At 46.1% G+C, this 14,212-nt stretch carries 15 protein-coding genes; 4 read left to right on the top strand and 11 right to left on the bottom strand.

Annotation, left to right across the window (positions count from 1 at the left end):
- The 4 genes from RMO35_RS09460 to RMO35_RS09445 form a co-directional block, all read right to left on the bottom strand.
- Positions 1 to 234, bottom strand: a 234-nt coding sequence (locus RMO35_RS09460) for a BrnT family toxin (protein WP_309740548.1), incomplete at its 3' end; no start/stop codon positions are given.
- Between the two features lie 106 nt (positions 235 to 340).
- A complete protein-coding gene (locus RMO35_RS09455; protein WP_309740546.1) occupies positions 341 to 742 on the bottom strand; it encodes a hypothetical protein in 402 nt (133 codons plus the stop codon).
- The gene (locus RMO35_RS09450) at positions 735 to 1,145 is read right to left on the bottom strand and encodes a hypothetical protein (protein WP_309740544.1); all 411 of its coding nucleotides are present in this window, start codon (positions 1,143 to 1,145) and stop codon (positions 735 to 737) included. The genes RMO35_RS09455 and RMO35_RS09450 overlap by 8 nt, the downstream gene beginning before the upstream one ends.
- Positions 1,146 to 1,260: 115 nt before the next feature.
- A complete protein-coding gene (locus RMO35_RS09445) occupies positions 1,261 to 1,665 on the bottom strand; it encodes a transcriptional regulator (protein ID WP_309740542.1) in 405 nt (134 codons plus the stop codon).
- 113 nt (positions 1,666 to 1,778) lie between these two features.
- Between RMO35_RS09445 and RMO35_RS09440 the strand changes: the two genes are divergently transcribed.
- Positions 1,779 to 2,378: a hypothetical protein gene (locus RMO35_RS09440; RefSeq protein WP_309740540.1), complete on the top strand. Its 600-nt coding sequence runs from the start codon at positions 1,779 to 1,781 to the stop codon at positions 2,376 to 2,378.
- Positions 2,379 to 2,416: 38 nt separating this feature from the next.
- Here RMO35_RS09440 and mutS read toward each other — a convergent pair whose 3' ends face one another.
- Complete coding sequence (gene mutS / locus RMO35_RS09435) at positions 2,417 to 5,005, bottom strand: DNA mismatch repair protein MutS (protein WP_309740538.1); 2,589 nt, start codon at positions 5,003 to 5,005, stop codon at positions 2,417 to 2,419.
- Between the two features lie 261 nt (positions 5,006 to 5,266).
- Here mutS and RMO35_RS09430 point away from each other — a divergent pair, with 261 nt between their 5' ends.
- From RMO35_RS09430 to accB, 3 genes are all read left to right on the top strand, one after another.
- Entirely contained in the window at positions 5,267 to 5,668 is a 402-nt protein-coding gene (locus tag RMO35_RS09430) for a KTSC domain-containing protein (protein WP_309740536.1), read from the top strand.
- Positions 5,669 to 6,244: 576 nt separating this feature from the next.
- Entirely contained in the window at positions 6,245 to 6,805 is a 561-nt protein-coding gene (gene efp / locus RMO35_RS09425) for an elongation factor P (RefSeq protein ID WP_309740534.1), read from the top strand.
- 360 nt (positions 6,806 to 7,165) lie between these two features.
- Positions 7,166 to 7,645, top strand: coding sequence for an acetyl-CoA carboxylase biotin carboxyl carrier protein (gene accB, locus RMO35_RS09420; protein WP_309740533.1), 480 nt, complete (start codon positions 7,166 to 7,168; stop codon positions 7,643 to 7,645).
- A 17-nt stretch (positions 7,646 to 7,662) separates the two neighbouring features.
- Here the strand turns inward: accB and RMO35_RS09415 are convergent, their stop codons facing one another.
- The 6 genes from RMO35_RS09415 to RMO35_RS09390 all read right to left on the bottom strand — a co-directional run bounded on the left by RMO35_RS09415 (position 7,663) and on the right by RMO35_RS09390 (position 14,003).
- Entirely contained in the window at positions 7,663 to 8,436 is a 774-nt protein-coding gene (locus RMO35_RS09415; protein WP_309740532.1) for a GerMN domain-containing protein, read from the bottom strand.
- A 264-nt stretch (positions 8,437 to 8,700) separates the two neighbouring features.
- Positions 8,701 to 9,504, bottom strand: a complete 804-nt coding sequence (locus RMO35_RS09410) for a DUF2993 domain-containing protein (RefSeq protein ID WP_309740530.1) — start codon at positions 9,502 to 9,504, stop codon at positions 8,701 to 8,703.
- 90 nt (positions 9,505 to 9,594) lie between these two features.
- Entirely contained in the window at positions 9,595 to 11,397 is a 1,803-nt protein-coding gene (gene proS, locus RMO35_RS09405; RefSeq protein ID WP_309740528.1) for a proline--tRNA ligase, read from the bottom strand.
- Between the two features lie 98 nt (positions 11,398 to 11,495).
- Positions 11,496 to 12,119 (bottom strand): retropepsin-like aspartic protease, encoded by a 624-nt coding sequence (locus RMO35_RS09400; protein WP_309740526.1) that lies wholly within the window; start codon positions 12,117 to 12,119, stop codon positions 11,496 to 11,498.
- Between the two features lie 90 nt (positions 12,120 to 12,209).
- Positions 12,210 to 12,398 carry a DUF433 domain-containing protein gene (locus tag RMO35_RS09395; RefSeq protein WP_309740524.1) on the bottom strand — a complete coding sequence of 63 codons (189 nt, stop codon included), beginning with the start codon at positions 12,396 to 12,398 and terminating at the stop codon, positions 12,210 to 12,212.
- Between the two features lie 165 nt (positions 12,399 to 12,563).
- Entirely contained in the window at positions 12,564 to 14,003 is a 1,440-nt protein-coding gene (locus RMO35_RS09390) for a trypsin-like peptidase domain-containing protein (protein ID WP_309740521.1), read from the bottom strand.
- Positions 14,004 to 14,212: the final 209 nt, after the last annotated feature.

Here is a 14,212-nt window from a genome sequence, read left to right as displayed (position 1 = left end):
TGCTCTTCGTGCTGAAATTATTCGGATCGTATCCCCTTGTCGCTCTGTCCAGACAACTACCGCTACACCTAGACCGAGAAACCCAATCCCAATCCATCGATCTTCGCCATAATCAAGTCGGTCATCTGGCTCGATTAGCATGTTTTCGTCAAACATTACCGAAATATCTGCGAAGTCAATTTGATGCTTGCGGATATTCTCAAGGTTCTTTACTTCATCCCACTCAAATTGCATTAAAGCGACAATTAGGATACATCAAATTGAATTATCTCCTATTATCGCTCATCTGGCGATACTTGGTCTGACTAATTTAGATATTTAGTCGCCAAATTAATACTATTTAAAAAATATTAAATACTAAGTTTGGGCCATCAAACATAATCGCATAACGATTCAGAATATTTCGCCCAATAATAACTTCATTATTCAGAACATCATCAGGAACGGCAATCGCTTTTACTCTAAAAAAAGCTGCCCCATCAAAACTCATTCCTACTCGGTATGCTATCCCTTGAGACGATCGACCCAAACCTCTAAAAGAGATCGATTGTTGTCTATCTATCGCTGTAGCCTGGAGTTTAGAGATAATGGTGTAAGAAACTATGGTTAGATCCGAACCAGTATCCAGAATTCCACAATCGCAGGTAGTAATAATCGATGGATTGCTAAGATTGCTAAAATATGTGGTGACGATCGGAATCGGAGATATGCCATTAACCTTTGTATATGAAAATTCAGGCATTAATCTTTTCTTCGAGCGGAACTAAGTGACAAAAAATACTATTATACTTAGCAATTCTATCCCGAACTAAATCTGTTTCCCACACTCGATCGAGTAAAACATCTTCATCGACATCAGCATCGATTACGTTACCATCCTCAAACAAAACATACATCCCTGCATACTGTTCGATTAACTCAGGCAACATCGCATCAAACAGTTCGCTTTGTTTGGTGATATAACTATGCGCTTCTCGACTCCAAAACAATTCTTCAACTCCATTTGTGGCAGTTTGGTTTTGGAGTTGTTGGTACTGCCGATCTATCTCTTGAGATATTAAATTACTCGGATCGTTACGAGTTTGTTGCCCGATATAGGCAAGCTTTTCTAAATGCTCGGAATCGATTTGAATATTAATTGTCATCGTTGATGCAGCCTCTCAACAGAGCATCGATATTAATGACTAGATTGCTGAGTCTAGCTGCTCTAATTTTAACATATTTTATCAGCTTTGTAGTATGAGAGATAGTAAACTTAGCCTATCGAATAAACAATAATGAATCGACATGAAATAGTTTACCTAATAGATCTGCACTCGATCGCCCGATCTCAGTTTTACCAGTTAATATGTCTTCAACTGCTTTAGTTGAACCAAAAATATGCACCAGCTCAGATGTCTGCATATCTTGTTGATCCATCAAAAACGATAACATCGATCGAGGATTACTTTCTGTTTGAGGCTGATAAAATTCCTGCTCGAATTTCTCGACTAGCACAACTAACAACTCATAGAGTTCTTGTTGTTCAGGTGTGCGGCTGGTTAAGTGCATCAACTTCTCTACCATTGCCAAAGCTTGTTCGTTCTCCTCTTCTGTTTTAATTAGCTTTGGCTGATATTCAGATAATAAGTCTATGTATCGATCGCGATTAAAAGCACGTGCCATTTCTCCATTGCTCCTTATTGTGTTCTGCGTGAGTGAGAATATATTTGATGTACTTGGCGCAGTCTTCCGACAGATAATCTATATTGGTGATTAGATCGCTCAAAGACAAATAAATGTCAGCATTAACACAATCGCTTGAAAAATTTTCACTTTGGATAGAGAATAGTCAATCCGATCATGCTAAGTATATAAGAAATCATCCTCTTCGGCAGAATTTTGGTTGTAGTGACTGGTATCCAAGACCTGGATTAGAAAGGGAAATGCTCGATCTTTATGCTGAAGAAATGAATTTCAAGCTGCCTGAAGAAGTCTACGAACTTTATCAATGGCATAATGGTAAGTTTGTTATAGGAGACTATGCAAATGATGTTCATTTTAGTACTTTCGAGGACGGATTTTATCATGTTTTCAACAATGGATTTCCTCATTTTCCAATCTTCTTTGGTGATGGCTGTTATTATGCCGTTGATGAAGTAACAGATAATTCAACTTCATCACCAATCAAACTTTATGATGGCTGTGATGAGGTCACTAGCACCTATGCACCAAGTTTGACGAAATTAATGCAAGCAGTCGTAGAATGTGCCGAAAATTATGATGTCATTTCGATACAGCTTGCAATCGGAGAAATCGACCGCAAACAAGATTATCTAATCACTGATATCTACAGAAAATATGGAATAATCGGTCAGAGCTGCGGATTGTGGCGGTAGTACGTATTTATGTATCTTAACAGCAAGAACATCTCAAATTACGACATCGATTCTCTCAGCCCGATCGCGATTTTACTATGCTCTTCAATTTGGGACATTACTTGACGAGCGCGACTGATTACTTGTGGGGGTAAACCTGCCAATCGTCCGGCTTCGATGCCGTAAGATTTACTTGCACCGCCGGGTTGAACTTGGTGGAGAAAGATAATTTGGTCGGGGAGTTCTTTAACGGTGACTTGGTAATTTGCCACGTTGGGGAGGATAGATGCGAGTTCGTTGAGTTCGTGATAATGGGTGGCGAAAATCGTGCGCGAACCGATTTCGGTGGCGAGATATTCAGATACCGCCCAGGCGATCGAAAGTCCGTCAAATGTGGCGGTACCGCGTCCGATTTCGTCTAGTAAAACGAGGGAATTAGGGGTGGCGTGGTTGAGGATATTTGCGGTTTCATTCATTTCGACCATGAATGTGGATTGTCCGGTGGCGAGATCGTCTACTGCGCCGACGCGGGTAAAGATCCGATCGCAAATCCCTAATGTGGCGGCGGTGGCGGGAATGAAACTACCGATTTGCGCCATGATTTGGATTAAGCCTAATTGCCGGAGATAACAACTTTTACCGCTGGCATTTGGCCCCGTGAGGACGATCAGATCGGGATGTTCGACGCTGGGATTGATGTGTTCGGCTTGTCCCAATTGGGTGGAATTGGGGACAAAGAAGCCCGCGAGGAGGGCTTTTTCGACGACGGGATGGCGACCGTCGGTAATCTGGATTTCGCGGGTGGGTACCATCTGGGGGCGACAATAGCCTTGAGTGGCGGCAATTTCGGCTAAACCGCACAGGACATCAACGGCGGAGACGCTGCGGGCGATGGTGCGGATTAGCTCGGTGTGAGCGGCGACGGTGGCGCGGAGTTCGATGAAGATTTCGTGTTCGACTCGGTTGAGATCTTCTTGGGCGGTGAGGACGCGGACTTCGCGTTCTTTGAGTTCGGGGGTGATGTAGCGTTCTTCGTTGGTGAGGGTTTGTTTGCGGATATAGTCGGCGGGTACCTGGTCGGCTTTGAGGCGGGAGATACTGATGTAGTAGCCGAAGGTTTTATTAAAGCCTACTTTGAGATTAGCAATTTCGGTGCGTTCGCGTTCGATCGCTTCTAAATTGGCAATCCACTGGAGATCGCCAGCGGCGGCGGCGCGCATTTCGTCGAGTTGGGGGTGGATGCCCGATCGAATGATGCCGCCTTCTTTGAGGTGTTGGGGTGGGTGTTCGACTAGGTGCGCGGTGATTTGTTGCCCCAGGGCTTCGAGTTCGGCGGGGACGTGGTGGAGGATTTTGAGGAAGGGGGATTTGCCTTTGCTGGCGATGCTGCTGAGTTCGGGGAGTTTGAGGAAGGAGTCGGCGAGGGCGACTAAATCGCGGGCGTTGGCGCGTCCCGATGCGGCTTTTCCCGACAGGCGTTCGATATCGTAGATCTGTTTGAGCAGTTGCTGGAGATCTTGGCGGAGGAAGGTTTGTTCTACGAGTTCTTGAATGGTATCTTGGCGTTTATTAATTGAGGTGATATCTAGTAATGGTTGTAAGAGCCAGCGGCGCAGGGCGCGTCCACCCATTGCGGTGCAGGTTTTATCTAATGCCCAGAGTAGAGAGCCTTGAAAGTAGCCATCCCGCACGGTTTGAGTAATTTCGAGGTTGCGGCAAGACTGGCGATCGAATACTAGATAATCGCCGAGTGAGTAGGTGCGTAAGGGTTGCAGGGTGACGGGGTTGCCTTTTTGGGTGGCTTCGAGATATTCCAATAAGCCGCCAGCAGCCCGCACAGCCAACGGAAACGGCGCACACCCCAAAGATTCTAGCGATCGCATTTTAAAGGTGTCCATCAGCCGTTGCTTGGCTTCTGGAAGCGTAAATGGTGCCAGGGGTCGCATGGCATAACAGAAGCAATTGGGCAGATCGGTAGGGAGTAAGTCGGAAGATTCGCCAGGGCGCAAGAGGCGGTTGAGATCGGGTGCGGCGACGGGAATGAGGATTTCTGGCGGTTGCAGCCGCATCAATTCCTGGGTGAGGATTTCTAAATCTGTGCCCTGAGTAGTCAGAAATTCGCCTGTAGAGATGTCTGTATATGCCAGCCCCCAATTATCGCCGACAATGACGATCGCAGCCAGGAAGTTATTCCGCCGCGCTTGGAGCATTTCTTCTTCCTGAATCGTCCCCGGAGTCAGCACTCGCACGACTTCCCGCTTGACTAAATTACCTGCGGCTTCGGCGGCGGTTTCCATTTGGTCGCACATAGCGATCGCGTAACCTTTTTCGACTAAAATCGCACAATACCGATCGACTGCATGATGCGGTACTCCAGTCATCGGGACGCGCCCGATTTCTTTACCACCTTCTTTACTCGTCAGTACCAGTTCCAGTTCCCGCGCGATCGTAATTGCATCCTGAAAAAAGGTTTCAAAAAAGTCCCCACACCGATACAGCAACAAGGCGTGTGGATACTGTTCCTTCACCTCGACGTAATGCTGATACATCGGCGACAGTTTGGTACGATCGAGCTGACGATAATCGGCGTTGCGAATTTGACTCTGGCTCGTGCGAATACCAGTTAAGTCAGGAGTATTATCGGTCATGGAGGTGGGATGTGTGGTGAGGTGTGAGTAATTAGCGTAGATCTGAGGGTACCCTCGGGTTGTGGCAGCAAAATAATTCTATTTTACTACTCACTGCCTGTTGCCCAATGCTCCAGACATCTGCATCTGACCTCCTACGTTCAGCCTTAATACTTAAAAATACAGCCCGAATTGCTACTCGAATCGATTCATGGTATAATAGTACTATATAATGATTGAAAATAACTAACGATCTCACTGCTAGTAGGAGCAAAAAATCCGATGAAGCTAAGTAAAATCGATTTAAGCAGCTTAAAAGCGATCGCGCACGATGAGGATGGACTCAAGCTGATTATCGAACGCGAACAGGAGATCGAATATATCGAAATCCCTGCTCCACTGGCGGCTTATGAAGGATTGCAAATGCTCGATCGAATTATCGCAGCGGCAGTAGCAATCGAGCCGAGCGAACCCATTGAAATGTTGCCCGCCTGTTCTACGATGGCGGCACAGGTAGGTTACGATTACGATCGCGAGATCTTGCAGATTGAGTTTAATAGTGGCGCAGTTTATCAATATTCAGCAGTAGAACCAGAAGTTTGGGAAGATCTGCAAGAAACTGATTCGATTGGCAGCTTTTACAACCGCGAAATCAAAGGTTATTATCCATCGGTCAAAGTTTAGAATCGTTAAATATCTATTACATTAATCAGCTCACACGACCGGGTACTTTATACTTTAGAAGTATCAAAGATTGAGAGATCGATCTATTTTAACGCAGGGGCTAGAGTTATGCGAATTGCCACCATGCTAGAACGTTTCATCGGATATTTTTCCGATGCAGCGAACCGAATATTTGGACCCAATCGCGATCGATATCCGCCAACTGGAGGGCAACCTTTTGAAGGAGATATACCCAAAAAACATCATTAATTTAATTGAGAATTGAGAATTGAGAATTGGGTTGAAAGGGCTGGGGATTTAAAACCCACCCTAATAACAATCCACCGTCAATGGTGGGGGATTTAAACCCCTGCGTCTCGTTAATCGAATCCTAATTTAGGTAAATTTAACCGTCTATTTCCAGTGTCTTAAATATTTACGAGAGTAAATATAGCTGGAAGTGGGCGGTTAGTCATAGGAAGATCGATTGAGGCAGTGATGTCTGCCTGTAAGATATAGTGAGCTGAAAATAGCCTCAGAGTCGCGAAGACTGATAAAATAAGATGCCAACAGTTCCGTGCAACAATAGAAATATTCATGATTTCCAGTAACGATTTTAGACCTGGTGTATCCATTGAGTGGAAGAGCGGTGTATGGAAGATCGTCGAGTCTCTCCATGTGAAACCGGGCAAAGGTTCGGCATTTGTCAGAACCAAGCTCAAAAATGTCCAGACTGGTAGCGTCGTAGAAGAGACATTCCGCGCGGGGGAAACTATGCCTCAAGCTACCCTCGAAAAAATCAAAATGCAGCACACCTACAAGGATGGCGATCAATTCGTGTTCATGGACATGGAATCTTTTGAAGAATCCAACCTCACCCCTACCCAAATCGGGCCTAATGTCAAGTATCTCAAAGAAGGGATGGAAGTGAGCATCGTCCGTTGGGGCGAGCAAATCATGGAAGTAGAACTTCCCAACACTGTAGTATTGGTAGTAACCGATACCGATCCAGGCATGAAGGGCGACACAGCCACAGGCGGGAGCAAGCCTGCGATCGTCGAAACTGGCGCACAAGTCACGGTACCCTTATTTATCAGTATCGGTGAAAAAATCAAAATCGACACGCGTACAGACCAATATGTCGGACGTGAGAGCTAGATTGGTACCGATGTCCACTGGATGGAATCAGAACGCTACATCCGTGCAGCTCGGCAGATTGGCACTGCTAAATCGCTCTAAATTAGTTCTAAATACACTCTCGGCTTGAAATTAGATCGGATCGAGCCGAGCAGTTATTTAGATGCCAGTGAATTTTAGCGCGAGCTAGCACGCGTCAGTCAGTTAATCGATCGGCTCAAATGTATTCAGCCTAATCAGACGATCGATCGCCATGGTGAGATTTTAAAGATCGGGTTGATGCGGATTTTAATAATGAATTTTTAGAAAATATTTAAACGATCGAACTTCTAAATATATCGACTTTATTACTAATAATTAGTAGCTATTGCCACACTAAATATGACAATTGATTTTAAAGAACTTAGCGAACTATTAGCCGCGATCGCCGCTAATAATATTACGGAATTAACCCTCAAGAATGCTGACTTTGAACTAACAGTCAGTAAAGGACATCCCCAGTTTACCAACGGTTCGATTTCAACCACGATCGCCGATATTAATACTCAGGTCATCGCTTTACCCGCACCCGAACACCAATTACAGGTAGCCGAGGCAAGCGCCCCGACGATCGATACTAAGTGGGTCGCAATTAAGTCGCCAATGGTGGGCACCTTTTATCGCTCGCCAGCCCCTGACGAGCCAGCATTTGCCTCGATCGGCGATCGAATTCGCGTCGGGCAAACTGTCTGTATTATCGAAGCTATGAAACTGATGAACGAAATCGAAGCCGAAGTCGTCGGACAGGTAATGGAGGTATTAGTTGAAAATGGTCAACCGATCGAATTCGGTCAACCATTAATGTATATCAATCCTAGTTAAATTAATCGAGCGAGCGTTTAAGGGTTGGTAGGTGCTGGATTGATGGGGAAGTCTCGATCGTAAGTTTGACGCGTGATTGGCTGTCTGATTTCGACACCATCCTCGCCGAGTACTTCCAGCTTTTTGCCCTCGACGGTAATCCAGACTTGGGCATCGGGGTCTTGGGCTGTGGCTGTATAGACTACTTGCCCCAATCGTCCGATTGCGGATGTCGCACCGCCACTTTGCGTGAACTCTTTGGAGAGATCGACATGGATGCCATCTGCTAGCACTTTGGTACTTAAGAGCTTGGTACCGACGGGAATTGTTGAAGTCAGCTTGCCGTCTGGCTTGCCAGCCGAAGCGATCAGGGTAGACAGCGATTTATTGACGCGTGCCTCGGGATTGTCGGCTGCTGTCGGCTGTGGATCTTGAACATCTTGGGAGACTAAAATGGTTTTTTTGCCGTCATCATCGAGTCGCCAAATTTTGACCTTGCCATCTTGCTGTTGGGCGATTGTCGGGGTGGTCGGCTTAATAGTATTTTGACCGACAGTTGGGATTTTAGATGGTGTCGTCGGTGCGATAGTTACCTGATTGGGCGTAATCGGCAGCGGTGTTGCAGGTTGCGGATTTTGCTGTGCAGGATCGACTGTAGTGGGATTTGGATTGATTTGGCTAGGTGTATTTGCCTGCGGCTGGTTGTTGTGAGTCGTGAACCATGCCAAACCACCACCGAGCGCAGTTGTGGCTAAAGTCAGAGCTGAGATCGTAGCAACGACGCTTTTAGATATAGATTTTTGGTTTTCCATAATTAAAAATTCCTATAAATCGTTAAAACCATTAGACAGTGAGCAGTTATTGTAGATGGTGTCAGGGATGTTGGACTCAAGCCAGCTAACCGATTCCTAATAACTAGTAACTGGTAAGTGTTTGCCGTCGATCGATCTGCCAAGTTAGCACTTTAGCTATTCTGGTCGATGCTCTCCTAGTTTAACTGGTAGAATTGGGATTCGGCGACGAATATTCTCGATATCCTTACTCTTTACCGAACTAGCCGAGCGCAGATCGAGTCATTACTCTTTACGCCCAGCCAAACGGACGAAAGCCGCTAGCTCCACCTGTTGGGGATTGACTTTGAATTGGAGAATGCGGGCGCTCAAACCCCGCTGCTCAAACATATCTACATTCAATCGATCGCTAATTCCGGCAGTCAAACCCGATAACAGAAATTCTGGCACCGGAGTTTGCCCGACTAGTGCTTTGGGCGCGACTAGTTGAAATTTCCGACCGCCGACGACACTGACGCCAGTTTCGAGATTGACGGCTATTTTTTCACTAGAGTTGGGATCTTGCAACTCTGCTTGAATTCCCACCCGATTATTGCCTAGAAACCGGATCTGGGGGTTAGCAATTTGGTAATCTTTGTTGAGCGAACCAGCCGCCGCACCACCGAGAGTACTAGTAGTCATTTTCTGAAGTCTAGCGATCGCATCCGGAGACTTTAAGTAATTATTTAGATCTTCTTCATTAAACTTCAACTTGATGCCCGCTTGGATGGGTTGCTGAATCGAGCCAGCACGGGGGCTTTGTCCGTCTGCCTGAAGTGCCTGGAGATTCACTGCAATCGGGTCGGTTTCGATTTCGAGAGTATCGATGCGCAGATCCTTACTCACCCACAATCCGCGTCCGGCAACCCGCAGTTTATTAATTTTCCCATTGATAATTTGGTGAACGGGCGCATTATCAGTCCGCACTTGTAATTGCTCTGCACGATCTAGTTGCGATAAAAACGCCGCTTCGACATTTTTATCGACGACTAACCCCGTCAGTGAAAATAAGGTGGTGATACCGGACAGGAGGATGGTGATTAGTTCCATTTAGTGGATAGTGGATAGTGGATAGTGGATAGTAAATAAGCGAGGGAATGGAAATGTGTGGAGAGAAAAGGACGCTTGCGTCCAAATTCACTATTCACTATCCACGATCCACTTCTTAACCGTTGCCCCAACACTCTCGACGGTAATATCCTGAGATTGTTTCGTGGCACGATTGACGACTTCTACTTTACCATCTTTGAGCGATCGACCAGTGACGATCCGGAAAGGGATGCCGATGAGGTCAGCGTCCTTGAATTTGACCCCTGCGCGTTCATCGCGATCGTCGAGGATAGTTTCGACCCCCAGGTGATTTAACTCGGTGTAGAGGCGTTCGGCGACCTCCATTTGTTGAGCATCGCTGATGTTTGGCACGCAGATTATCGCATGATACGGCGCGATCGCGACAGGCCAAACGATGCCATCTTTATCGTAGGATTGTTCGACTGCGGCTTGCGCTAGTCGGGATACACCAACGCCATAGCAACCCATCACAAGGGGTTGCTCCTCTCCTTGCTCGTTGGTAAATGTCGCCCCCATCGCCGCCGAATACTTGGTGCCGAGTTGGAAAATATGTCCGACTTCGATGCCGCGTGCGGTTTCCAAAACTTGCGTCGGATCGTGGATGGCGCGATCTCCCACTAGCGCCTTTTGAAGATCTACCCGTACTGCTGGTAGGGGGAAATTAGTCTGCCAATTGGCACCGACGACATGTTTTTCGGCTTCATTTGTGCCCGTAATAAAGTTTGTCAAACTAGCAGCGGTTTCGTCCACGATCCGCAGAAATTGCGGATGAACGTTAGGACTGGCACTGATATATTCATCGCTCAAATCTGGGGCGATATAACCGAGTGGTAAAGGTTTAGCTGCCCATTTAGCGATCGCAACCCCATCGGGTACTTCTAGAGCAATTACTGTTTTGGCACCATAATTAGGCGCTAATTTCATCAATTCATTAGTTAATTTTACTTGGTTAACTTCTCGATCGCTCCGAATACTAATCAATACTAAAACCGTCTTACCATTATCAAATACTGCTTGTTGCAAGACATTTTTGACGATCGAAGTCGAGTCGCACTGCAAGAATTTGACTAACTTATTAATCGAGTTCGTATTCGGCGTATCCTTGATTTCATAACTAGTAAAAGTTGACGCTACAGCATCGGGAGCTAGCGAAACAGCCTTCTCCACATTGGCGGCATATTTACCATCTGCCGTGTACATCACATCATCCTCACCCGCTGCCGCCAGCACCATAAATTCCTGCGAACCAGAACCCCCGATCGCGCCAGAGTCAGCATCTACCGCCCGAAATTTCAAGCCGCAGCGGGTCAACATCTTGCAGTACGCATCGTGCATATCATCATAAGTTTCCTTCAGACTTTCTGCATCGGCATGGAAAGAATAACCATCTTTCATAATAAATTCCCGACCGCGCATCAACCCGAACCGAGGGCGAATTTCATCGCGAAACTTGCTCTGAATCTGATATAAATGTTGGGGTAATTGACGATAAGATTTAATCAAATCACGCGCCACCGCCGTCACGACTTCTTCATGAGTCGGGCCTAAAGCTACCTCTCGATTTTGTCTGTCGGTAAAAGCGAACATAATCCCTTCCGCTTGGGTATAGGTATCCCAGCGTCCCGACTGTTGCCACAATTCGGCGGGTTGGAGTTGGGGCAGCAGACACTCTTGTGCGCCTGTGGCATCCATTTCTTCTTTGACAATCTGCCGTACCTTCGTCAATACGCGCCACATCAGGGGTAGGTAAGCATACAAGCCACTCCCAATCCGGCGAATGTATCCCGCCCGCAATAGCAGCTTGTGGCTGGGGATTTCGGCGTCGGCTGGTTCTTCGCGGAGGGTGACAAATAGGCTTTTGGACAGTCTCATCAGATTTTTTGCGTGGGTTTACTCGCCCTAGCTCGGTAGGGTTTTGCTATCGATATTATCGCAGGGTCGGGGTCGATGTGGGTAGAGCCAATGCTGGCTTATTCGGATGTTCCTCGCCATTTAAACTCGATCCGTTCTTCCGCCTGGATAAACTCGATGTTAAATAAGTCAAATACCACTTCCCTACCCAATAGCAATGGAGCATCAGTGATTTCCGTTTGCAGCCAAGCCACAGGAGCTTTAAAACTATGCCCATTAATAGTGAAATCTACCGCACGGGTGACATACTGGATCTCGCCGCCAACGCCCGTACCATCTGACAAAATTTCGCCATCAGCTAACGCAAATCCCAATAGTTCGCCAATTTCCAGACTAATCAAACTCAGCTCTGCGCCAGAATCCACCAGCATCAAGGCATCGTGACTGACAGAGCCATGACTCAAGGTGACGGGATATTCTGGCTCCCATTCATGCCGAGCCATGCCATAGAATTTAAACCAAAAAAATTGAAATTCCGATGTCTGTGCGGGAATCCACTTTACTAAAAAGGGTTCTCCGGTGGCAGTGGCGAGAGATTCTACCAAATCCCAATCTCTCCCAGCCGCTAAGAGCCGAGTGGCACTATAAGCAACAAATTGACGACGATATCTCGTTCTCAGCATCCGGCGATGTTGATGCCCCCAACGGATAATAGCTCTGGTTTGTTCGGAAGTAGTTGTCATCAGGATCCGATCCTCAAATAAATTGCATCGGTCGATGTGGATACGAGACAAATATCTTCAGCAGTTACAAGTGTGACTAACTTTCATAGACTACGCCAACGCATATTGAAGACAAGCATGAATATCTTCAATTGCCAAATCTGGATAGTAGTCTCGAACGATTTCGGGAAAAGATCTTCCAGATTCAACTAATTCTAGGACATTCTGTACTGTAATCCGAGTACCAGCAACACAGGGTTTTCCAAAGTGAATTTGAGAGTCGATCGCGATTCTATTCATAAGTTTACTGACGTTCTCATGCTAAGTTGAATATCCAGATCCTTACTAAGAATGTAACATCTTACTATCGATAGTATCGCAGGGTCGGAGCCGACGTGGGTAGAGTCATCGCCGATCGAAACCATTTGAGATATTTTTAGCCATAGAGCTGTCTGGGTACCTTTGCTAAAAACCCGAACTATTACTATTTACTCCCCATTCTTTTAGTTGGTCGATCGCTGACTGATATTCTGCGACATCGCCCTGTTTTTTCGACAGTCTGGCAGATTGCTTCATGTCGGCAATTCCACCATCACGATCGTCTAACTTCATATACTTGACCATACTCCTGCCCTTGAAAGCCATAGCATTATTAGGGTCGAGCGAAATCGCCCGATTTAAGTCGGCTAATCCCCCTTGAGTGTCATTGAGTTTAAACGCTTTGAGAGCACCACGAAGAGAATAGCTATCAGCATTATTGGAGTCGAGAGAAATCGACCGATCTAAGTCGGTTACTCCTCCCTGAATGTCGTTGAGTTTAGTTGCTTTGAGAGTACCACGAACAACATAGGTAGTAGCATTTTTGGAGTCGAGCGAAATTGCCCGATTGTAATCGGCTAATGCCCCTTGAATATCATTAAGTTTCAGCGCTTTGAGCATACCACGATGTTGATAGGAGATACTAAATCTAGGGTCGAGAGAAATCGCCCGATTGAAGTCGGCTAACCCTCCCTGAGTGTCAATGAGTTTAAACGCTTTGAGGGCACCGCGCAAAGAATATGCCATCGCATACTTGGGGTTGAGTTGAATAGCTCGATCGAGATCTGCCAAGCTACCCATAGAGTCTCCTTTACCCATTTTCAGAATTGCTGATGCGAAGTAATCGCCTGCTTTGGCTGCGGTATTGGTTTGAATAGGGGCTACTTTTCGATCTAGCTCAATGCCCATGTTCCGCGCCACCATCCCGAATTGGTTGATGGGAATGCCGAGATTAAGTCCGGTTTGGTTGCCGTTGTCATCTTTATTGCTTTTACCGTGAATGGCAACCAGTTCGCCATCACTATTGAGGATTGCTCCACCATTCATTCCTGGTAAAGTTTGGTTACTATAAATTAGGGAGTAACCATTTTCTGAAACTCTAGTGCTATTGGCAGAAACTTGACCTTCCCTAGATAGAAATACCGACTCAGTGATAGCTCTAGTCGTACTAGGAAATCCATTGACATAAATACTCATGCCAGATTCGAGGACGTTGCAGTTGCCAAGTTTGGCAGTGGGATATTTAGCCGTAGATTTGAATTTGATAATTGCAAGATCGATATTACCAGGAGCCATGCGAATCGAGCTGCTTATAGCTTCGTAGGAGCGATTGTCTGGCGTGGTAATTTTATAATTGGCTTTATTTTTTACCACACTAGCAGTAGTGAGAATAGTATAGATATTTCCCTGGTGCTGAAGGATAACACCAGAACCCAAAGTCTCAGGCGTGGAAATCGATACTGTAATTGCTTTCCCGATATCGGCAATCTCGACTGAACTTTTGGCGGATGCGATGTTTGGTTGCACGAGTGCGATCGTGGCACTAATGCCAATAAGTCCAGTCCACTGCGAGATCTTAGGCAACATGAGCGGGTAATTAATTATTTTAGAATGGGATTAATATAGTCTAAATTTTCGCACAATAACCACCAATCCCCAGCATTTAGGCGATCTGGCGGTGCGATCTCAGATCGCATCGATTATCTCAAACAGCTCGTTGCGATTCACCACTTAGGATCGCAGGTGTTCAACTAATAACCAGAGTTGCGATCGAGTTTTTGCCACTCGTTTAGTAC

Source organism: Chamaesiphon sp. OTE_20_metabat_361 (assembly GCF_031364565.1).
This window is presented reverse-complemented; position numbering and strand designations above follow the sequence as displayed.

Coding starts and splice junctions, on each gene's coding strand:
- RMO35_RS09455 (WP_309740546.1), bottom strand. CDS start 742: ATGCCTGAATTTTCATATACAAAGGTTAATGGCATATCTCCGATTCCG.
- RMO35_RS09450 (WP_309740544.1), bottom strand. CDS start 1,145: ATGACAATTAATATTCAAATCGATTCCGAGCATTTAGAAAAGCTTGCC.
- RMO35_RS09445 (WP_309740542.1), bottom strand. CDS start 1,665: ATGGCACGTGCTTTTAATCGCGATCGATACATAGACTTATTATCTGAA.
- RMO35_RS09440 (WP_309740540.1), top strand. CDS start 1,779: ATGTCAGCATTAACACAATCGCTTGAAAAATTTTCACTTTGGATAGAG.
- mutS (WP_309740538.1), bottom strand. CDS start 5,005: ATGACCGATAATACTCCTGACTTAACTGGTATTCGCACGAGCCAGAGT.
- RMO35_RS09430 (WP_309740536.1), top strand. CDS start 5,267: ATGAAGCTAAGTAAAATCGATTTAAGCAGCTTAAAAGCGATCGCGCAC.
- efp (WP_309740534.1), top strand. CDS start 6,245: ATGATTTCCAGTAACGATTTTAGACCTGGTGTATCCATTGAGTGGAAG.
- accB (WP_309740533.1), top strand. CDS start 7,166: ATGACAATTGATTTTAAAGAACTTAGCGAACTATTAGCCGCGATCGCC.
- RMO35_RS09415 (WP_309740532.1), bottom strand. CDS start 8,436: ATGGAAAACCAAAAATCTATATCTAAAAGCGTCGTTGCTACGATCTCA.
- RMO35_RS09410 (WP_309740530.1), bottom strand. CDS start 9,504: ATGGAACTAATCACCATCCTCCTGTCCGGTATCACCACCTTATTTTCA.
- proS (WP_309740528.1), bottom strand. CDS start 11,397: ATGAGACTGTCCAAAAGCCTATTTGTCACCCTCCGCGAAGAACCAGCC.
- RMO35_RS09400 (WP_309740526.1), bottom strand. CDS start 12,119: ATGACAACTACTTCCGAACAAACCAGAGCTATTATCCGTTGGGGGCAT.
- RMO35_RS09395 (WP_309740524.1), bottom strand. CDS start 12,398: ATGAATAGAATCGCGATCGACTCTCAAATTCACTTTGGAAAACCCTGT.
- RMO35_RS09390 (WP_309740521.1), bottom strand. CDS start 14,003: ATGTTGCCTAAGATCTCGCAGTGGACTGGACTTATTGGCATTAGTGCC.